Annotated in this window: 17 protein-coding genes and 1 tRNA gene; 5 read left to right on the top strand and 13 right to left on the bottom strand. The window is 64.8% G+C overall.

The genetic code is table 11. From position 1 onward, the window contains the following. Positions 1 to 3: 3 nt before the first annotated feature. Positions 4 to 573 carry an outer membrane beta-barrel protein gene (locus AC1RRC_RS24745; RefSeq protein WP_493058208.1) on the bottom strand — a complete coding sequence of 190 codons (570 nt, stop codon included), beginning with the start codon at positions 571 to 573 and terminating at the stop codon, positions 4 to 6. 204 nt (positions 574 to 777) lie between these two features. Here AC1RRC_RS24745 and AC1RRC_RS24750 point away from each other — a divergent pair, with 204 nt between their 5' ends. Further along, positions 778 to 1,518: a substrate-binding periplasmic protein gene (locus AC1RRC_RS24750; RefSeq protein WP_493058209.1), complete on the top strand. Its 741-nt coding sequence runs from the start codon at positions 778 to 780 to the stop codon at positions 1,516 to 1,518. 18 nt (positions 1,519 to 1,536) lie between these two features. On the opposite strand, the gene AC1RRC_RS24755 is transcribed toward AC1RRC_RS24750, so the two are convergent. Next, positions 1,537 to 3,012: an FAD-binding oxidoreductase gene (locus tag AC1RRC_RS24755; RefSeq protein ID WP_493058210.1), complete on the bottom strand. Its 1,476-nt coding sequence runs from the start codon at positions 3,010 to 3,012 to the stop codon at positions 1,537 to 1,539. Between the two features lie 140 nt (positions 3,013 to 3,152). Beyond that, positions 3,153 to 4,625 (bottom strand): CitMHS family transporter, encoded by a 1,473-nt coding sequence (locus AC1RRC_RS24760; protein WP_493058211.1) that lies wholly within the window; start codon positions 4,623 to 4,625, stop codon positions 3,153 to 3,155. 133 nt (positions 4,626 to 4,758) lie between these two features. On the opposite strand from AC1RRC_RS24760, the gene AC1RRC_RS24765 reads away from it, so the two are divergent. Then, positions 4,759 to 6,093: an aminotransferase class V-fold PLP-dependent enzyme gene (locus AC1RRC_RS24765; protein WP_493058212.1), complete on the top strand. Its 1,335-nt coding sequence runs from the start codon at positions 4,759 to 4,761 to the stop codon at positions 6,091 to 6,093. Positions 6,094 to 6,101: 8 nt separating this feature from the next. On the opposite strand, the gene AC1RRC_RS24770 is transcribed toward AC1RRC_RS24765, so the two are convergent. From AC1RRC_RS24770 to AC1RRC_RS24795, 6 genes are all read right to left on the bottom strand, one after another. After that, a complete protein-coding gene (locus AC1RRC_RS24770; protein WP_493058213.1) occupies positions 6,102 to 6,323 on the bottom strand; it encodes a hypothetical protein in 222 nt (73 codons plus the stop codon). Further along, the gene (locus AC1RRC_RS24775; protein WP_493058214.1) at positions 6,320 to 6,751 is read right to left on the bottom strand and encodes a VOC family protein; all 432 of its coding nucleotides are present in this window, start codon (positions 6,749 to 6,751) and stop codon (positions 6,320 to 6,322) included. The genes AC1RRC_RS24770 and AC1RRC_RS24775 overlap by 4 nt, the downstream gene beginning before the upstream one ends. 20 nt (positions 6,752 to 6,771) lie before the next feature. Further along, positions 6,772 to 7,224, bottom strand: coding sequence for a helix-turn-helix transcriptional regulator (locus tag AC1RRC_RS24780; RefSeq protein ID WP_493058215.1), 453 nt, complete (start codon positions 7,222 to 7,224; stop codon positions 6,772 to 6,774). 99 nt (positions 7,225 to 7,323) lie between these two features. Further along, positions 7,324 to 10,002, bottom strand: a complete 2,679-nt coding sequence (locus tag AC1RRC_RS24785) for a bifunctional acetate--CoA ligase family protein/GNAT family N-acetyltransferase (protein ID WP_493058216.1) — start codon at positions 10,000 to 10,002, stop codon at positions 7,324 to 7,326. Between the two features lie 23 nt (positions 10,003 to 10,025). Continuing rightward, a complete protein-coding gene (locus AC1RRC_RS24790; RefSeq protein WP_493058304.1) occupies positions 10,026 to 10,955 on the bottom strand; it encodes a histone deacetylase family protein in 930 nt (309 codons plus the stop codon). Between the two features lie 251 nt (positions 10,956 to 11,206). Further along, on the bottom strand, positions 11,207 to 12,229 hold the full coding sequence (locus tag AC1RRC_RS24795) for a hypothetical protein (RefSeq protein WP_493058217.1): 1,023 nt from the start codon (positions 12,227 to 12,229) through the stop codon (positions 11,207 to 11,209). 290 nt (positions 12,230 to 12,519) lie between these two features. Between AC1RRC_RS24795 and AC1RRC_RS24800 the strand changes: the two genes are divergently transcribed. Next, entirely contained in the window at positions 12,520 to 14,346 is a 1,827-nt protein-coding gene (locus AC1RRC_RS24800; RefSeq protein ID WP_493058218.1) for an ABC transporter ATP-binding protein/permease, read from the top strand. An 88-nt stretch (positions 14,347 to 14,434) separates the two neighbouring features. Here the strand turns inward: AC1RRC_RS24800 and AC1RRC_RS24805 are convergent, their stop codons facing one another. The 3 genes from AC1RRC_RS24805 to AC1RRC_RS24815 all read right to left on the bottom strand — a co-directional run bounded on the left by AC1RRC_RS24805 (position 14,435) and on the right by AC1RRC_RS24815 (position 17,558). Continuing rightward, entirely contained in the window at positions 14,435 to 15,220 is a 786-nt protein-coding gene (locus AC1RRC_RS24805) for a LytR/AlgR family response regulator transcription factor (protein WP_493058219.1), read from the bottom strand. After that, positions 15,217 to 16,323: a sensor histidine kinase gene (locus AC1RRC_RS24810; RefSeq protein WP_493058220.1), complete on the bottom strand. Its 1,107-nt coding sequence runs from the start codon at positions 16,321 to 16,323 to the stop codon at positions 15,217 to 15,219. Before AC1RRC_RS24810 ends, AC1RRC_RS24805 begins: the two co-directional genes overlap by 4 nt. Positions 16,324 to 16,523: 200 nt before the next feature. Beyond that, a complete protein-coding gene (locus tag AC1RRC_RS24815) occupies positions 16,524 to 17,558 on the bottom strand; it encodes a tetratricopeptide repeat protein (RefSeq protein ID WP_493058221.1) in 1,035 nt (344 codons plus the stop codon). A gap of 315 nt (positions 17,559 to 17,873) precedes the next feature. On the opposite strand from AC1RRC_RS24815, the gene AC1RRC_RS24820 reads away from it, so the two are divergent. Continuing rightward, complete coding sequence (locus tag AC1RRC_RS24820; RefSeq protein WP_493058222.1) at positions 17,874 to 18,875, top strand: CE1 family esterase; 1,002 nt, start codon at positions 17,874 to 17,876, stop codon at positions 18,873 to 18,875. Positions 18,876 to 19,080: 205 nt separating this feature from the next. On the opposite strand, the gene AC1RRC_RS24825 is transcribed toward AC1RRC_RS24820, so the two are convergent. Beyond that, positions 19,081 to 19,156, bottom strand: a tRNA-Phe gene (locus AC1RRC_RS24825). A gap of 161 nt (positions 19,157 to 19,317) precedes the next feature. On the opposite strand from AC1RRC_RS24825, the gene AC1RRC_RS24830 reads away from it, so the two are divergent. Next, a complete protein-coding gene (locus AC1RRC_RS24830) occupies positions 19,318 to 20,127 on the top strand; it encodes a hypothetical protein (protein ID WP_493058223.1) in 810 nt (269 codons plus the stop codon). Positions 20,128 to 20,135: the final 8 nt, after the last annotated feature.

Raw genomic sequence — 20,135 nt, forward strand, 5'->3', positions numbered from 1 at the left:
CCGTCAGAACCCGACTTTCACGCCCAGCTGCAGGCTGTTCTGCTTGACGTCCAGGCCGGGCTTGCGCGTGCGGCCGGCGTGTTCATACTCTAAGGTCAGCGCAGCGGCGCGGGTCACGTTGTAGGCCACACCGATACCCAGCAGCGGTTTCACCGACGACACGCTGCCGGCATCGCCCGCGCCATCGGTGGCCTTGAACGTGTTGTGCACCAGCCCAGCCTTGCCGAACACCGACCAGGCGTTGCTGATTTGGTACTGCGGGCGCAGCGCCGCATACCACCCCTGGCGCTTAAATGTGGGGTTGCCCGGCAGGCCCAGCGCCGCCCTGTCAAATTGGGTGGCGCCGGTGTGCAGATAGCCGCCTTCCAGCGCTAGGAAATCATTGACGTTGTAGCCGCCAAACAGCTTGTAGGTGGCGCCCGCATCGGCCGTATCGGCCTTGCCGTTGGCGGGATTGCGGTACGTGAGGCTGCCGCCGTTGGAGAAGGTGGCGCCCGCATAAAAATCGTTTGCGACGGCGGCTGACGGCGCCAGCACTGCCGCCAGCAAGGCGGCGATGAATAATTTGGCCATACGGTTCCTTGAAAAAGATGAATGCTGATTCCCGCTGGAGGTGCGGCGGAATCAGTGCATCGATTCTAGGAAAAGCGGCGTTGGCGCACATGTGCCGAAAGGCATACGTCACAGCGCATCGCGGATGCGCGCCACCAATATGATGCTCAGGCCATGGTCTTTAATGTAGAGTAATGCTTCCAAGCATCTACAAATAGAAAGCCCATGCGTCGCCTCCTGTTGACTTTTGTGCTGGCTGCGGCTTGCGATGCGCACGCCTTGACATTGCGTCTGTGCACGCTTGACCACCCCTTTCCTCCCCATACCATGCCGGACGGGAGCGGCCAAGCCCAGGTGCTGCTGCGCCAGGCGGCAAGCGAGCAGGGCATCGTCATCGAGAACATGTTCGCGCCGCGTCTGCGCTGCATCAACATGCTGAAGGCCGGGGAAGTCGATGCGGTGCTGTCGGCCTTCCTGCCGGAGCGCCGGGCGTACGGTGTGTTTCCGATGGCGGGAACGGCGCCCGACCCCTCGCGTGCGGTGAGCGCGGCACGCTTTGTCGTCTACCAGCAAAAGGGCGGCGCCGTGCGCTGGGATGGCAACGCCTTCACGGGACTGGACCGGCGCCCGGTCGGCATCCAGGTCGGCCTGGCGGTCGCGCAGCGCCTGCGCCAGACCGGCGTCAAGGTCGACGAAGGCGCCAAGACCATCGAACAAAACCTGGAAAAGCTGGCGCTGGGCCGGGTGCAGGCCATGGTGGCGCTGGAGGGCGAAGCGCAACCCCTGATCGCGCGGCGGTTCCCCGGCCGCATCGAGGCGCTGCCCAAGGCGTTCGATACGACCCCGATCTATTTGCACGTTCATCCTGCCTACTATGCCGGCAACCGGGACGCCGTTGAAAAACTGTGGAACACCTTGCGGCGGACACGCGAATCCGCGGCGTTCCAGCAATCCCTGAAACGTTGAGGAATGCCGCCGCCGTGCTCAGGGTGATGCCGGCGCCACGCCCTGGAACATATTGAAAACCTGGCCCGGATCGACTTGTTTTTTCACCTGCGCCAACCGCGCATAATTCGCGCCGTAATAGGCCGTCTGCCATCCGCTCAGTAGCGGGTCGAGATAGTTCACGTAGGCGCCGCCGCTGCTCCAGGTCTTCATGGCGCCGCGCAGGCGGTTGGGGAAGGCGGTGTCGTAGACCCCGCCGTTGCGCCAGGTGGCATATTCCACGCTGAACAAGGCTTTGCGATGAGGGAATGCCGTGGCGTCCGGTGCAATGCGGCCGATCGCGCCGCCCATGTGGTCGAAAATATACGAACCGGCGATACCGGCCGATGTGGCACCTTGCACGGCCTGGCTCAATGCCGCGATGCCGGCAGGGGGCAGGAGGTCGTCAAAGAAATCGGAACTGAGCAGTTGATCGTAGCGCGCCGTCCTGCCGGCGGGCGAGTATTCACTCAGGCTGCACTGGCTGAGCGTATTGCCGCCGCACATGCTCCAGGCGACATCGCGGTAAGAGCGCTGGGCGATGGACGCGTTCTTCAGCCCGGTGGCGGCGAGAAAATCGTTCCAGTGCGGCTGCATGACAGCGGACGTGCCAAGGCAGTAGGCCGATACCGAGCACGATATGCCGCCGGGACTGAACTGCATGTAGATCTGGGCCCAGATATTGTCGGGCAGCGTCTGTGGCCAGCGCTGCCAGGCGTCGAACACGGCGGCGAAATCCTGGAAGGCGAAACTGGCGCGCGCCAGAGTGATGTCCTGGATAGGATGGGTCTTGAACGTGAACGACGTGGCCACGCCGAAATTGCCGCCGCCGCCGCCGCGCAAGGCCCAGAACAGGTCCGGCTCGGTCTTGGCGTCGCAGGTGAGGAGGCGGCCATCGGCCGTCACCAGTTCCGCCGCCAGCAGGTTGTCGCACGTCAGTCCGTATTGGCGGTCGAGGATGCCGATGCCGCCGCCCATGGTGATGCCTGCAATGCCCACCGTCAGGCAGGTGCCGGAAGGGATGCAGACGCCGCTGGCAATCAGGGTGTTATAGACTTCGGCCAGGCGCGCGCCGGCGCCGACCTTGGCGGTGCCGTTGGGATAGACCTGGATCGCGTTCAACGGCGTGACGTTCAGCACGACGCCCGTGGTGGTCGACGTTCCCGCCCAGCTATGCCCGCCGCAACGCGGCGTCACCGCCAATTTGTTGTTGCGCACAAAGGCCAGGCTGTTGCGGATGTCTTCCACCGAACCGCATTTGACGATGGCTGCCGGCATGACGCTGTCGAAACGCATATTGGAGAGCAGCCTGGTGCTGGCATAGGCGGCATCCCCGGGACGCAGCAACTGGCCATTCAGTTGGGCGGACAGGCCGGCCCAGTTCAGTGCGGCCGCGTCGTTGGCGGGCAAGGGCGGTGCGACGCCAGACGGCGAGCCGCCTCCGCCGCATCCCGCCAGCAAGGCGGCGGTTGACATACCGGTTAACTCGAGAAAACGTCTGCGATCCATGGCTCCTCCCTGTAATTGGTCTTGCGATATTAATACCAAAATACCATATTGGTATTATTTTGGTATTTTTATGTGCAAGATCCAACGGACGGGGGGGAGTGCCAGGTTCAGCGGACGGCACCCATGAAGGGGATGACACCGAACAGCAGGGCGGCCGCCAGCATGACCAGCGACGCCAGGATCGCCCACTTCAGCGTGTAGCGCTGGTGGTCGCCGAATTCAACCTCGGACATCCCGACCAGCAGATACGTGGACGCCACGAGCGGGCTGAGCAGGTGTGCCGGCTGGCCGATGATGGACGCCCGGCCGATTTCCGCGGCGGTGATGCCATACACGTTTGCCGCTTTGGCGAGGATCGGCACGATGCCAAAATAGAAGGCGTCATTCGAGATGAAGAAGGTGAACGGGATGCTTAAGATGCCCGTGACGACCGCCAGGTGAGGTCCCATCCATTCCGGAATGGCGGCGATGACGCTGGCGGCGATGGCGTCCACCATCTTGGTGCCCTGCAGGATGCCGACAAAGATACCGGCGGCGAAGATCAGCGACACCACCGGAACGACGTTGGCCGCATGCGCGGTGAGGCGTTCTTTCTGGTCTTCCAGCCTGGGGTAGTTGATCATCAGCGCGATGCCGAAGGCAATCATGAACAGGACCGGTAGCGGCAGCACGCCCTTGATCAGCGCCGCCATCAACAGCAAGGTCAGCAGGAAATTCACCCACAGCAACTTGGGCCGGGTGATGCTGGCGGCGGTTGGATTGAGTTCCATTGCCACGCCGGCGGCGGCGTGCGCCGCCTGGCTTTGCAGTGGCGTGCCGCCGGCATGGCCCGCGCCGCTGGCGGCGGCCATGGCCAGGACGCTGAAACCGTCCGCTGGCTGTGGCGCCGGAACGGCGCCCATGTGCGCCGTTTGCAGGCTGCCTTGCATGGCTGGCGCCGCAACGTGCCGGGGTGGCGGCGCGATAAAGCCCAGGCGCTGGCGTTCCTTGCGGCCCAGCATGGTGGCCACGAACAGCACGCAGCAGATACCGGCAATCATGGAGGGAATCATCGGCACGAAGATCTCGCTGACGTCCACGCCCAGCGCGCTGGCGGCGCGCGCCGTGGGACCGCCCCAGGGCAGGATGTTGAACACGCCGCCCGCCAGCATGATCACGCACGCCAGCACCAGGCGGCTGATGCCAAGCCGTTTGTACAGCGGCAGCATGGCCGAGACCGTGATCATGTACGTGGTGGCGCCATCACCATCGAGCGACACGATCATGGCCAGCACCGCCGTGCCGACCACGATTTTCATCGGGTCGCCTTGCACCAGTTTTAAGATCGTGCGGATCACCGGGTCGAACAGGCCGGCATCGATCATGACACCGAAAAACAGAATGGCGAACATCAGCATGACGCCGGTGGGCGCCAGTTGCTTGATGCCTGCCAGCATCATGGGACCGAGTTCCGCACCGAAGCCGCCCAGCAGGCCGAACGCGATCGGCACCAGCATCAACGCGACCAGCGCCGGCAAGCGCTTGGTCATGATTAGAAACATAAAAACGACGACCATTGAATAAGCCAGCACGGTCAACATGGGGATCTCCTGTTCAGTCTTCGCCGTGAACGGCGTATGGCGGGACTATAAGACAGCAGGATTTCAATTTGCTTTCAGTGCGCGGCCATCGGCGCAGTGGCAAAATGGGTTAATCATGGCGACAGGAGTCCATATGAATGCATATTCCCTGCTGGCGCGGCGGCGCTGGCTGTGCGGCATGGGGCTGGGGCTGGGCGCCTTGGCCGGCGGCGCGCACGGGCAGCCGCGCCAGTCGTTACCGCCCGCCGCGGCGCTGCCTGTGCTGCCGGCCTCCGGGCCGGGACCGGCCAGCGCCACCGATGAACCCTACTGGCAGGCGGTGGCCGCGCAATACCAGGTGCGGCCGGACATGCTGAACCTGGAAAACGGTTATTACGGCATCATGGCCAGGCCGGTACTGGCGCAATACCTGCGCAATGTGGCTTACCTGAACGAGCACAATTCGATTTACCTGCGCCAGGAATACGCGGCCGACGCCGCCGCCGCCCGGGACCGGGTTGCCGCCGCGCTGGGCGTGCCACCGGATGAAATCGCGCTGACGCGTGGCGCCACCGAAGCGCTGCACATCCTGATCGCCAATTACCGGGGCCTGAAGCCCGGCGATACGGTGATGTATGCGGACCTCGATTACGACAGCGCCCAGCAGGAATTCGAAGCGCTGCGCGTGCGGCGTGGCGTCAACGTGGTGCAGATCGCGCTGCCGGACCCGGCCACCCGCCAGTCGGTGCTGGACACCTATGCGCAGGCGCTGGAGCGCCACCCCGGCACGCGGCTGCTGTTGCTCACGCACTTGAACAACAAGACCGGCCTGCTGTTGCCGCTGGCCGAGCTGATCCGCCTGGCGCGGGCGCGCGGCGCCGATGTGATCGTTGACAGCGCCCATGCCTTTGGCCAGGTCGATGTCGATTTCGCCCGGCAGGGTGTGGACTTCGCGGCCTTCAACCTGCACAAATGGATCGGCGCGCCGCTGGGCGTGGGTTTTATTTACATCCGCAAGGCGAGGCTGCGTGACATCGCGCCGCATGTGCCGGGTGGCGCGGGCGAGGACGACATCGAAGCGCGCGTGCATACCGGCACCACCAACACCGCCAACGTCATGACGATCGCAGCGGCGCTGGATTTCCACCAGCACATCGGCATCGCCGCCAAGGCCGCGCGGCTGCGGTATCTGCGGGATTATTGGGTCAGCCGGGTGCGCGGCCTGCCCGGGCTGCAGATATTGACGCCGGATGAACCGGGCATGGCGGGCGCGATTACCTCGTTCCGCCTGGCGGGGCACACCAGCAAGAGCGCCAACCTGGCGCTGGCGGCGCGGCTGCGCACGCAGTACGGCATTTTCACGGTGCAGCGCAGCGGCGGAGCCGGCGGCGATTGCGTACGCGTCACGCCGGCGCTGTTTACCAGCCCGGCGGACCTGGACCGGCTGGTGGCGGCGCTGCGCGACATGACCCGCTCATCCCCCACTTGAACCAGGCATCAGGCCAGTCTCCTGCCGCGCCGCCTTGCCACATAGGGCAGCGCGAACAGGCAGAGGCCGGAAAGCAGCATCAGGAACAGCGGGGGCAGCGGTGCGTAGGTGATCCACGGCGACGGTTCGCCCGGCTGCATGGCCCTTGCCACGAAGTTGGCCAGCACCGTGGCCGTGAAAACGATGGACAGCCAGCGGTGGCTTTGCCGTATCCAGTCGGGCCGGCTCATTGCGGTTTCCCCGTGGCCGGCTTGGCCGCCGCTTCGATCATCTTCCACCCGTTGCCGGACGGATCGCGGAAGCCGGCATCGACCTTGCCGTAGCGGTCCATCGGTTGCTGGGTGAATTCCACTCCGCAGGCATGCAGGCGTTCGTATGCTGCACGGCAGTTGTCCACGGTGAGGACCAGTGGTGGCATGGCCCCTTTCGCCACCATTTCATTGAGGGTCTGCGCGGTGGCCGCGTCATGCACCGGTGGTCCGGGTTTGAACAGGCCCAGCTGGAACGAGGGCTGGTCGGGATGCTGCACCGTCAGCCAACGATAATTGCCGTTCTGAACGTCGGTATGGACCACGAAGCCCAGCTTGCCGACGTAGAACGCCAGCGCTTCGTCCTGGTCGCGTACATACAGGCCAACCACATTGATACTTTGAGTCATATCGCCTCCTTGGAATGAAGCTACAGTTTGCCAGTGGCCTTGATGCGGCGCTTCTCCAAAACTGCGATGTTGAGGTCCGGCCGCTGCGCACTGCGCGTGACGCACTCGGGAATCTGTTCCCCGGGTTGCGGCTGCGCGCGCTCGTGCGAGCGCAACTCGCCCGGGCTGGCGCCGGTGATGTCGCGGAAGATGCGTCCAAAGGTGCCCAGGCTGGTCCAGCCGGTTTGCAGGGCGATGTCGGTAATCGGCAGGTCGGTGTCGCGCAGCAGCGCCGTGGCGCGCTCGATGCGGCGCGTCAGCAGGTAGCGGTGGGGCGGCAAGCCGAAGGCTTTCTTGAATTCGCGCGCAAAATAAGCCACCGAGACCGCGCTTACTTCCGCCAGGCGCTGGATCGGCCATTCTTCATGGGGCGCGCCGTCCATCCGGTCTTTTGCACGTAGCAGGCGGCGCAGCAGCAGGGGGCTTTGGGGCATCCATTCCTCTCATCCAGGCGATACGCGGACTATAGCAAACTGAGATGTTGCCAGCCAGCCGTTTGCCTTTGCGCAGGGAATGTGCTGCCCGGCGCGGTCTCACAGCGCCTTGCTGCACAGGCGGAAATCGGGGTCGTCCTGGTAGGGATGGATCTGGAAGCCCAGGCTGGCCATCAGCTTGAGCATGCCGCTGTTCTTGCACAGCACGAGGCCGTCGATCTCGCTCAGCCCCTTGTCGCGCGCGACGTCCATGATGCCCAGCATCAGGCGCGTGCCCAGGCCCTGACCGCTGAAGCGGTCGTCCACCAGCAGCGAGAACTCGCAGCTGCTGCGGTCGGGATTGGCGATATAGCGCGACACGCCGATGATGCTCTCGGCCTCGACGAACCCGCCATCAGGTCCCGGCGTGCGGGTGCGCCGCACCGCGACCAGCGCCATTTCACGGTCGTAGTCGATCAGGGTGTAGCGCGCCAGCATCGGCACCGACAGCTCGCGCAGCGAGGAGGCAAACCGGTAGTAGCGTGATTTCTCCGACAGGCCGCGCACCAGGTCTTGCAGCATCGAGGCGTCGTCCGGCTGGATCGGGCGCAGCGTGTACTGGCCGCCGCCGCGCATCGGCCACTCTTGCGTGTAGGTCGACGGGTAGGGCAGGATCGCCAGATGGTCGTAGTCGTGCGCCGACGGCGGCGCGGCGCCGATGACGATGCGCGCGTCCACCACCAGCGCGCCGTGTTCGTCGACGATCAGCGGGTTGATGTCCATTTCGCGCAGCTGAGGCAGCTCGCACACCATCTCGGACACGCGCAGCAGCATGTGTTCGACCGCTTCGTGCTGTACCGGCGGCGCGCCGCGCCATTCGCCCAGGGTGGCGGCCGAGCGCACCCGCGCGATCAGGCGCCGGGCCAGGAACTGGTTCAGCGGCGGCAGTTCGACGGCGCGATCGTTGATCAGTTCTATCATCGTGCCGCCGGCGCCAAAACTGATGGCGGGGCCGAACAGGTGGTCGGTGACGACGCCGATGTACAGCTCGCGGCCGTGGTGCTTGCCCGCCATTTTCTGGATCGTCACGCCATTGATGCGCGCGTTCGGTTCGAGCCGGCGCACGGTGGCCATCATGTCGCTGTAGCCGTCGCGCACGGCGGCGGCGTTGAGCACGTTGAGCACCACGCCCTGCACGTCGGACTTGTGTGAGATGTCGGGCGAGTCGATCTTCAGCGCCACAGGGTAGCCGAGCTGGCTGGCGATCAGCATCGCCTCGCCGGCGCTGCGCGCCAGGATGGTCTGGGTGATCGGAATGTGGAATGCCGCCAGCAGCGCCTTCGATTCCATCTCGGTGAGCACATTGCGGCGTTCGGCCAGCACGCTTTCGATCAGCAAGCGTGCGCCTTCGAGGTCGGGCTGGGCCAGTTGTGACAGCGGCGGCGGGGTCTGGTGCAGCAGTTGCTGGTTCTGGTAGAAGGAGGCGATGTTGCTGAAGCCGTCGACCGCCGCCTCCGGCGTGCGGAAGGTGGCCAGGCCGGCCGCGCCGAGGATGCCGCGCGCCTCGCCAACCTGGGCATCGCCCATCCAGCAGGTCAGCAGCGGCTTGCCCAGGCTGGCGTACAAGCCGGCCACCGCCTGCGCCACCGAGCTCGGGTCGCCGCCCAGCTTGGGGGAATAAATCACCAGAATGCCGTCGATCTGGCTGTCGTGGGCGCAGGCCTGCAGCGCGCTTGCGAAGTGCTCGGCCCCCGCTTCCTCGGACAGGTCAAGCAGGTAGTCAAGGGTCGCGTGCGGCGGCAGCAGCGGTGCCAGCACTTGCGCGGACGCGGGCGACAGTTGCGCCAGTTGCAGCTTTTGCTCGTCGATCCAGTCGGCCGCCAGCACGCCCGGGCCGCCGCCGTTGGTGACGATGGCCAGGCGCGGCCCGGCCGGGCGGTAGCGCGAGGCCAGGCATTTCGCCGCCGCGAACAGCTGGACGAAGGACTTGACGCGCACCGCGCCGGTGCGGCGCAGCGCCGCGTCGAACACCTCGTCGCGGCCGACGATCGCGCCGGAGTGCGTTTGCGCCGCCTGCGCCGCCACCGCCGCGTTGCCGGCCTTGAGTACCACCACAGGCTTGGTGTTGGCCGCGCCGCGCAGGGCCGACAGGAAGCGGCGCGCGTTGGTAATGCCCTCCATGCAGATGACGATCGACTGCGTGGCCGGGTCGGTGGCGAGGAAGTCCAGCGTTTGCGCCAGGTCGACCGCCGTGTTGGGGCCGAGTGAGACCACGGTGGAGAAGCCGACCGCGTTCTTGTCGCCCCAGTCAAGAATGGCGGCCGTCAGCGCGCCAGACTGCGAGATCAGCGCCAGGCTGCCCGGTTGCGCGAGGCGGCCGGCCATGCTGGCGTTGAGATGCAGGCGCGGGCGCTGGTAGCCCAGGCAGTTCGGCCCGAGCAGGTGCAGATCGTGCTTGCGCGCGATCGCGTGCAGCTCCTTGGCCAGCGGCGGGGGGACGCCGGCTGAGATCACCAATGCCGCGCGGCATTGGATGCGGCCGGCCACTTCCAGCGCGAACGCCACGTCCTCGTTGGGCAACGCGATGACGGCCAGGTCGGCGCGCGAATGGGCCAGGTCGGACAGGGTACCGCTCATGCCGACGTCGAGGTAAGTGACGGGGCCTGCGAAGCCGCCCTGTTCGAGCTGGGCGCGGATGCCGCGGCCGTAGCTGCTCTGGCTGTCGGGCCGGTCTTCCTTGCCGCAGAAAACCACCATCGACGTCGGTGAGAACAGGGGGGTGAGGTAGTGGGCTTCCATCGTCGATTCGCAAGAGTGGGTGTTTAGTCGTCGAGTCCCAGCAGCACCTTCAGGTGCGCCGCCGCGCTCCGGGCCAGTGAGGATAGTTCATATCCCCCTTCCAGGCAGGACACGATGCGGCCATGGGCGTGGCGTTGTGCCACCGTCACAATCTGCCGGGTGATCCAGGCATAGTCGGCCTCGACCAGGCCAAGGTTGCCCATGTCGTCCTCGCGGTGGCCGTCGAAGCCGGCGGAGATGAAGATCATCTGCGGCGCGAAACGCTCCAGCGCCGGCAGCCACTGCTTGGCGATGGCGGCGCGTACCGCGTCGCCGCCGGAGCGCGCCGGCAGCGGCACGTTGACCATGTTGGCGCCGCGCGGGGTATTGCCGCAAAAAGGGTAGAGCTTGTCCTCGAAGATCGAGCACATCAGCACGCGCGCGTCGTCGCGCAGGATGTCTTCGCTGCCGTTGCCGTGGTGGACGTCGAAGTCGACCAGCGCGACCCGTTCCAGGCCGTGTACCTCGAGCGCATGGCGGATGCCGACGGCGACGTTGTTGAAGAAGCAGAAGCCGCCGGCCGCCTGATGTTCGGCGTGGTGACCGGGCGGGCGCACATTGCAGAAGGCGAAGCCGGCGCCTCCCGTCAGCACCAGGTCGGTGGCCAGCACGGCCGCGCCTGCCGCGCGCAGCGCCGCCTGGTAGGTATGCGGGTTCATGCTGGTGTCGGGATCGATCTGCACGCTGCCGCTGGCCGGCGACTGCGCCGCGATGCGGTGCAGGTACAGGCTGGAATGAGCCCGTGCCAGCTGGGCCTCGGTCGCCAGCGGCGCGTCATGACGCTGCATGAAGTCGAGCAGGCCCCTGAGCAGCAGCATGTCATGGATCGCGCCGATGCGCTCGGGCGCTTCGGGATGCTGTGGCCCCATGTCGTGCTTGAGGCAGTCGGTGTGGGAGATGTAGGCGGGAAGCATCGTCATGGTCCAGGGTGTCCAGCGCACCGCTGCGCGAGATGCGAGCGGATGGTGGAGCCAGTGTAGTGATCTGAATCAATAGTGTCGTTGACTCAGATCAAAAATCACTGTCCTGCCAGACCTCCGGCCGGAGACGAAAACGCCCTGCAAAAACAGGGCGCTGGATTCATGGTGGCCCGGGGCGGCATAACGATTTTCAATCCTCTGCTCTGCCAACCGGGCTACCAGGCCAGGTGCGCGTTGACAGCCAATCAGCGCAATCCTTTCAATTGCTCGACCATCATGACCCCGACTCCACCCAGCGCGTCGCCAACCAGTTGCGGGTACTGTACCGGGTCCGCCATGGCCTGCTTTTCACTGACGGACGACGAGCTGCCATTGCCGATGGCCAGCGCCAGGACGGCCAGGCCGACGTTGGCGGCGGCCGACGTGGTGTCTTTGACTTCCGGGATGGCGGCGGCATCGACCTGGACGGGCTTGGTCAACGCCAGGCGGGCGCCGCCCTGGGCGCTTTGCAGCGTGATGCTGGTGGCCTGCGGGCTGATGGTGGGATTGATCTTGCCCTTGACTTCGGCCGAGCCGGAAATCCGGCCCAGGAAGCTGGAACTGCTGCTGGCCAAGTCGACGAAACGCACCACCATGTGGATATTGACCAGGGTGGCGTCCAGTTCCTTCTGCAACTCCGGCGCGGTGCTGATCATGTTGGCGACATTGCCGAAGGCGCTCAGCATGGCCAGCGGATTGCTGGATTTGCCCTGGGTGGAAAAGCCGTGCACGATGCGCCCTTCCGGCGCGACCACCGTGGACGATTCGCCGCCGCCGTCTTTCTTGAATGGCGACGGCCCGCCGTTGGCGCTCAGCTTGCGGTAGAGGGGCGAGGCCAGGATCTGGCTGGTCGGCACCAGTTCGAATCCCGCCGCCGTCAGCCGTGCCGTGAAATCCGCATACAGTTTGTCGACCATGGACTGGAACTCGGCGTCTGCCACGCCGCCCAGCGTGACGGTCATGCTGGTGCTGGCGCTGCCACGCTTGCCAATCTCGGTGGCGCTGGCGCTGGCGCTGCCCCTGGTGAGGAATTCCACGTCGAACCCGGTGATGGCCAGCCGCTTCAAGCCGGCGACCTGCTTGCCGTCGCCATCGAGCTTCATCAGTGACGGCGCCAGCTCGGCCGCGCGGAAGTTCTTGTCGAATGCAATGGGGGTATCGGCTGCCATGGACAGGCTTGGCAGCAGCAGGGCGGCAAATGCCAGTGCTTTCAGGTGGGGAGAGACCATGAGTTTCCTTATTGTTCAATATATTCAACGAGAAAACAGGGTAGCGCATTCGTAGTGACCATGTCTTCGTGGCAAGATAATGTGTTGTATTGCTACACATTGTTCTAGACAAATCGGCATGCATGCCTGTTGCCCTGGTCGTGTTGCGTGTACGGCGGGAAATCGTTGCTATGTCTGTTTCCGCACTGAACGGGTGCGTACCCGGTGGGATGCTTGGAAGGCGGTGCAGGCATGCGATGCCGGCCCGCGTCACCGACCGGGCCGACCACGACAGCGAATGGAACAACAGCATGGCTACCACCACTACCGCCGGCGCCGCCGCCCCTGAAGATACCGCGCCGGCCCGGAAGGGCCCGCGCACCACCCGCCTGTCGCTGGCCGCATGGCGGCAGTTCGTCAACGTGGCCAAACCCTACTGGCTGGAGGAAGAGCGCAAGAAGGCGTGGGCCTTGCTGTTGCTGCTGATCGTGCTGATGCTGGTCGAGACCAAATTGGCCGTCATGCTGAATAACCAGGCCGGCGAGATGACGTCGGCCCTGGCGGCCAAGGATAGTGGCCGCTTTTGGACCACGGTGCGGGCCTGCCTGCTGGTGCTGGCGTTCGCGGTGCCGGTCTACGCCTTTTATTACTACATGCGCGATGTGTTCGCCAACCATTGGCGGCGCTGGCTGACCGGCCGTTTTCTCGATGGCTACCTGAAAGGCCGCAAGTACTACACGCTGGCCAACGACAGCGAGATCGACAACCCCGACCAGCGCATCAGCGAAGACATCAACACCTTCACCGGCCGCTCGATCCACTTCCTGCTGATTTTCCTCGGCTCGATCATGCAGCTGGTGGCGTTCAGCACCGTGCTGTGGTCGATCTCGCACCTGCTGGTCGGCGTGCTGGCGGTGTACGCGCTGTTGGGCACCGCGATTGCCCTGTATGTGTTCGGCAATCCACTGATCCACCTGAATTTCTGGCAACTGCGGCGCGAAGCGGATTTCCGCTTCAGCCTGATGCGCTTGCGCGAAAATGCCGAATCCATCGCCTTTTACCGGGGCGAGGCGCAAGAGCGGGCGCACATCGACTGCAAGTTCGACAAGGTCATCAACAACTTCGCCAAGCTGATCCGGAAGCAGCGTTCCCTCAACCTGTTCCAGCGCACGTTCAGCCAGCTGACCCTGGTGCTGCCGGGCGTGATCCTGGCCGAGCGCGTGCTGTCGGGCGAGCTGGAGGTCGGGCGGGCGATCCAGGCGGCCGGCGCCTTTACCGCCGTGCTTGGCGCGGTGGCGGTGATCGTCGATAACTTCGAGAGTCTGAGCCGCTTCGTGGCGGGGATCGGCCGCTTGCAGGCCTTGTCGAACCTGGTGTTGCCCCAGGCTGAACCGGACAGCGCCGCCGGCTCCTCCCCGCGCATCGCGCTGCGGCCGGCCAGCGACCTCGCGCTGGAATCGGTCACGCTGCATCCGCCGCAATCGGAGCGGGTGCTGATCAAGGAGTTGAGCCTGGTGTTGAAGCAGGGCGACGCGCTGCTCATCACCGGCGACAGCGGCTGCGGAAAAAGTTCGCTGTTGCGGGCGATTGCCGGCTTGTGGCATACCGGCAGCGGCACGATCCACCATCCGCCGCAGGAAGATTTCTTCTTCCTGCCCCAGCAGCCCTACCTGCAAACCGGCACGCTGCGCAGCCAGCTGCTGTATCCGAGCGTGCAGTCGGACCTGGACGACGAACAATTGCTGGAAATCCTGGACCAAGTGCACCTGCCGCACCTGGCCGGGCGCATGGGCGGGCTGGACGCGGTGCAGGACTGGGAAAAGCTGTTGTCGGTGGGCGAACAGCAGCGTCTGGCCTTTGCCCGCGTGCTGGTGCATGCGCCCCGCATCGTGATTCTCGATGAAGCCACCAGTGCGCTCGACAGCGGCAATGAATCGTCGCTCTACGCCCGCCTGCGCGACAGTGGTGCGACCCTGATCAGTATCGCCCACCGTCCCGCCGTGCTGCGCTATCACACCCATGTGCTGCAATTGATGGGGGAGGGGGCCTGGGCGCTGCATGACGCGCGGGATTACCAGTTTGAGGCGCCGGCGGCGCCATTGGCGGCGCAGCCATACACCGAGGTTGCCGTAGCGTAGGCGGCGGGTTTGTTGAAGTATGCCTGGTGGCCCTAGGCGCGATCGCGCCTAGGGCGCCAGGATGTTCAGGTTGCGCGTCGTCCCTTCTCTACATCTCTTTGAACAGTTGCAGGTAGCTACGGCTGACCGGCAGACGTTCGCCGCGGCCCTTGAGTTCGATGTCGGCCGTCTCGTTTTCGCCGCGTGTGACGCGGCGGATCGCGCGCAGATTGACCACAACCGAGCGGTGTACCTGAGCGAACTGCTGCGGGTCGAGCTGCGCAATCAACTCCTTCAGCGGCGTGCGGATCAGCGCCTCCGCAGGCTGGCCTTCGTCCCGGTAAGCGACCAGGGTGTATTTCGTGTCGCTCTTCAGGTAGTCGATATCGTCGATCGAAATCATCCGCAGGGAGCCGCCCACCGTCGCGCGCAGCCAGCGCAGCGTCGCCGGCTGGTCAAGCTTGAGTCGCTCAGCTAACTGCGCCAGCAGCGCATCGCTGTGCACGGCCGGTTGCGCCGTTTGCATGCGCGCTTTCAGGCGTGCCACCGTTTCGGCCAGGCGCGTGACGGTGACCGGTTTGACGAGATAGTCCAGCACGCCATGCTCGAACGCTTCCAGCGCGTACTGGTCGAAGGCGGTGACGAACACCAGGTGCGAGCGCTTGCCGATGTGGCGCGCGACCTCAATGCCGTTCAGGCCCGGCATATGCACGTCCAGGAAGCATATCGTCGGCAGATGTTGCTCGAACAGCTCGATCGCCTGCCGCCCGTTGCGGGCCTGCGCGACGATGTGCAGCTCAGGCCAGGCGGCGGCCAGCCGTGCTTCAAGAATCTCGCGCAGCAGCGGTTCGTCGTCGGCAATCAGGGCGCTGATGGCGTTGGTCATGTTGGTCATGTTGGCTCGATGTGAAATTCAATGGTCGCTCGCACACCGTGCGGGTCCACCGCGGTCAGGTCCAGCGTTGCATTGCCGCCATAGGCCCAGTGCAGCCGTTCGCGCAGCGCCGCCAGGCCGGTGCCGAGGCCCCGGCCGGTCGCCTGCAGGCCAACGCCGGTGTCACTGACGGTCAGGCGGCAACGCTGCGCACCGTCACTGCCTGTGAGCAACTCGACGGACACATCGATGCGGCCACCTTCTTCGCTCGGGTCGATGCCATGCTGAACCGCATTCTCCACCAGGGTCAGCAGCGTCATTGGCGGGCAGTGCAGCAGATGCCCCCCATTGTCGATATGCAGCGCAAAGGCGAGGCGGTCGGGCATGCGCATCTGCATCAATTCCAGATAGGCGCGCACCAGTTCGAGCTCCTGGCCGAGCGTATTGGCCGAGCCGTCGAGCCGGGGCACGGCGGCGCGCAAATAGGACGTCAGGCTTTGCAGCAGTTGCGGCGCACGCGGCGAACCGGCCTCCACCAAGGCCTGGACATTGGCCAGCGTGTTGAACAGGAAATGCGGCTGCACCTGGGCGGTGAGCAGGCGCATGCGGGCATCCAGCGCCGCCCGCGCCATCTCGCTGCGCTCCAATTCGAAGCCGAGCGCCTGTTCTTCCACCGTCGCTTCGCGCTGGCGCAACAGGGCCGTCAGCGCGGTCCACGGAGCGAGCAGCATGCCCAGGAAAGTGAAGGTCATGAAGCCTTCCAGTCGATTCGGCTGGTTCCAGAACATGGGCGCGCCCGGCTCGGTGCTCCAAAGGTAGGCGATGAACATGGCGATCGGCACCATTACCCCGACCGCCACGACTTGCAGGGCCCAGCGCGCCAGCCACTTGGGCAGGCGGCGCGGCCATTGTTCAAACAGGCCGAACACCAGCAACAGGGCCAGGCCGACGCCAAACACCCTCGCCACGAGCATGTACAGGGGCGGCTTCCAGCCAAAGCTGAACAGCAAGATCATCAGCGCACACAAGATGGCGACGGTGCGCAGGCGGCGCCAGCCGAACATGGCGCGCCAGTTGGCCGGCGTGACAGGATCGCCGAGTTGGACGGATTGGTCGGATGGCATCACGATATGATACTCGACAGAATGGCGCGTGGAAGGGAGGGCGTCATCGCTCCGCCCAGCCCCACCGATGCCAGAAAGTAAAAGGCGCGCGGCAGGTTCAAGCGCCAGAGGGAGCGATGAGCTTGGTTCATTGCAGATAACTCACTTTCAGTGGGGACCATGCCAGGCCTCGCCGAGGCCGTTGGGCCTGGTTGATTCGTTCAGCCGAGCTTGGCCAGGCTCTTGCGCGCGCTGTCGACGTTGGCCGGATTGGAGCGTTTGTTCGCAATAAAGCGCTCGTAGGCCGCCTTGGCTTGCGCCTTGTCGCCTTTGGCCAGGTAGGCGTCGCCCAGGCGGTGGTCGATCGGATAGTCGTTCGCGCCACTCATGCTCCTGGCCCGCTCAAAGTGGCGAATCGCCTCGTCCTGTTGGCCCATCCGTGTGTACACCCGGCCGAGGCCGTAGTAGCCGGCGGCATGGTGGGACTGATCGCGCAGCAGGGCCGCATACAGACTTTTGGCCTTGGCCAGGTCTTTGTCGTCCGTCAGGAAGACCTTGGCCAATTCCATGGTGGCGCCGCGAATTTCCCCCAGCATGGCTCCATCCTTGCTGGGTTTGAGCGCCAGCAACTCGCTCTCCATCTCGCCCCATTTCTTGGCTTCCGCGGCGAGGTGGACACGGATGATGCGCGCCGTTTCCGGTTGGCTGGCGCGTACGGCGGCTTCCAGTTCCCTGGCCTTGGATACGCTGCCCCCCATCATGCCGGGCACCGCCAGATAGAGCTTGGCCAATTGCACGCGGGCCACGAAGCTGTCGGGGGCCAGTTCCAGCGTGCGGTGCCAGGACGCTTTCAGGGTATCAAGCATGCGCAAGCCCTTGATCATCCCGGCGCTGAGCATTTGCATGCTCAGGTTCTGTGCCGTTGCCAGATGGCAGACCGCCGCCGCTGGATGTTGCTCGACGCATTGCTTGGCCTGTTTCGCTCCGGCCTCGAGCTGTTTTGCGTCGCTGGCATCGATGAAGGTCAGCGCCAGGGCCAAGGCCGCGCTGGCCTCGGCGTCGCCGGCGTCTGCCTTCAGTCGGGTGCGCGCTTGCTGTTCCAGTTCAGTATAGTTGCCGGCATCTTGCAGCGACTCGAGCTGTGCGTTTTTGAAGATGGCTGCCTGGGCTGTGTCCATGGTGGCCAGCAGTGCCAGCGTGGCGACGGCGCCTGCGATGGAGTGGGTGCGGCGAGGGAGAAGGGGTTGCGTTTTCATGGTCGGCGTTGTCATAAAGTGGGTGTTTGAAGTAGCGGGAAGAAAAATAGTGCGGTTCCGATGTCGACAGGACAGCGCCATGGTATGGCGGCGCCGGCCGACCGCTACGGCCTTTCGGACGAACCACCGTGATCGGGTATTAAAGTACGGCGCGGCGGGATGAGCGGCTCCGCAGGCCGCTGCGCGGGACCCGGCGCCGTTGGTCGTGCCGGGGCGTGGTTCGTCCAGACGATGGCGTCGTTCATCACTGGTGGCTTGGCCCCGGCCGGACCCCGCTGGTAAGGTGGATGCAATTGCAAAACAGAAAGCCTTACCATGAAAAAAATGCTACGTGTCCTGCTGTTCGCCCTGTTGGGCCTGCTCGCTCTGCTGGCGGTGGTGGCCGGTTTGCTCGGCTATTTTATCTACACCCCCGAGCCCGAGCAGCCGCAGTTGTCCGGTACGCTGGGTAAGGGCGCCATCGAAGTGGACGGCTTGACGCGGCGCTACCGGACGTATGTACCGAAGGGCTTGCCCAAGGGAGCGCCACTGGTCGTGGTGATGCATGGTTCCGGCGAGGGGACCCAACAAATCCGTCGCGGCACCGGCTATGGTTTCGAACGCTTGGCCGACCAGCATGGCTTCGCCGTTGCTTACCCGAAATCGTTCGCCTCCGATTGGAATGACTGCAGTTCGATCGGCGACACCCGGGTGAACGGTGTCATTGCCGACGATGCGCGCTTCCTGGGCGCCATGGTCGACAAGCTGGTTGGCGAAATCGGGCTCGATCCGATGCGGGTGTTTGCCGCCGGCGTGTCGAATGGTGGCTCGATGGCGATCCGCCTGGCGCTGGAGCAGCCGACCCGCTACCGGGCGGTGGCCGCGGTGATCGCCAATCTACCGGCGCCGCAAAATTTCCAATGCAAGCCGGTGGCGCAGACCACGTCGGTGATGATCATGAACGGCACACTGGATCCGCTGGTGCCCTATGCGGGTGGCGAGGTGAGTCTGCTGGGGCTGTTCTACAAGAGTGGCCAGGTGCTGTCGTCACGTGCTTCGGCGCAGTACTTCGCCGACCGCAACGGGCTTGCCGGCGCACCGCAGGTCAGCCGGACGCCAGCCGCCGAGGGCGTCAGCGTCGAGCAGTCCCGCTGGAGCAACGACGGCAAGCCGGAGGTCGAGCTGGTGACCATTGATGGCGGCGGACACGGCCTGCCACAGCCCTATGCGCGCCGCCCACGATTGCTGGGGCCGTCGCCGATGGAGCCCAACGGGCCGGCCATGATCTGGGCTTTCTTCGAGCGGCAACGGCCATCGGGCGCGTCCACTCCGCAATGAAAACGGCTCCGGCAACAAACCGCTCCATGCTCTCCACCGTATCCTGGATAAGCGAGGCACGGGCGGAATTAAATGATTTGCCGCTGGCAGCAGAGGCCCGGACATCACACGGCTCGGCTGAGGAAGGGCGCGGGAAAAAAGTTCACCGCTGCGCCGGAGCCGTAAAACAAAAACGCCACCCGAAGGTGGCGTTTTCTAAAATTCTTGGTGGCCCGGGGCGGAATCGAACCACCGACACAAGGATTTTCAATCCTCTGCTCTACCAACTGAGCTACCAGGCCAAGAGACCAAGATTGTAGCGGCATGAATCCGGTTTGCCTAGTCCCTTTTCATCTTTTTGCTTGTTTTTTTAAGGGTTTGCCAGCGGTTTGCCTAAATAATGGGCAGAGCATTTCAACGCCAAACCCGCTGGAAGGTTAGAACTGCGGGCTAGAATGGCGCCATGCGCACTTTTTTCCGATTGACCGTCCTGTTGCTGGCCGTGGCGCCGCTCGCCACGGCGCATGCCGGTTGTTCGCGCGTGATCCGGGTGCCGGCCGCGCCGACCGGCGCCAGCGTCATCGTCCATGACGACGCGGTGTCCGGCGCGGTTCCCGATGCGCTGCGCGAGCAGGGCTTGCTGCTGGGGTGCCAGTTCGAGTTTCCCGTGATGCCGCGCGCCCGCATGGCTTACCAGTTCCTGGAGTCGCTCGAGGCCGATGTGCTGGTGCCGGCCTCGCGCAGCGCGGAGCGCGACCAGGCCGCCACCTTTGTGCCGATGATGAAATGGAAGGTGGAACTGATTACGCTGAAACGCCGCGCGCTGGCGATCCGCAGCGTGCAGGGCTTGCTGGCGCAAAAACAGCTGGTGGGCGTGGCCGTGCGCAGTTATGTGTTTGGCGATGAATACAATGCGCTATTGCGCAAGCTCGAAGCGCAGCAGCGCGTTCATTACGTGAACGACCTGGCCACCGCGGGCCGCCTGCTGCGCGCGGGACGCGCCGACTTCACCATCAATGTGCCGCCGCTGTTCGTCTCCGAATTGGAGGCGACGGATGAATTGCGCGGCCTCGGGCAGGAACTGGCGTTCCAGCCGCTGGCCGGATTGCCGATGACGGAAAGCGGCGCGTACGTTTCGCGCCGTTCGCTGCCGCCCGCCGACCAGCGCGCGCTGCAGGCGCTGCTGGCGTCATTGGGCAGAGGCGTGCTATGGCGCCATTTCAATAAGTACTATCCGCCCGGCCAGCGCGAATACGCCATCGTGCCGCGCTAGCCGGCGCC

Source organism: Pseudoduganella sp. GW821-FHT12E03 (assembly GCF_058807115.1).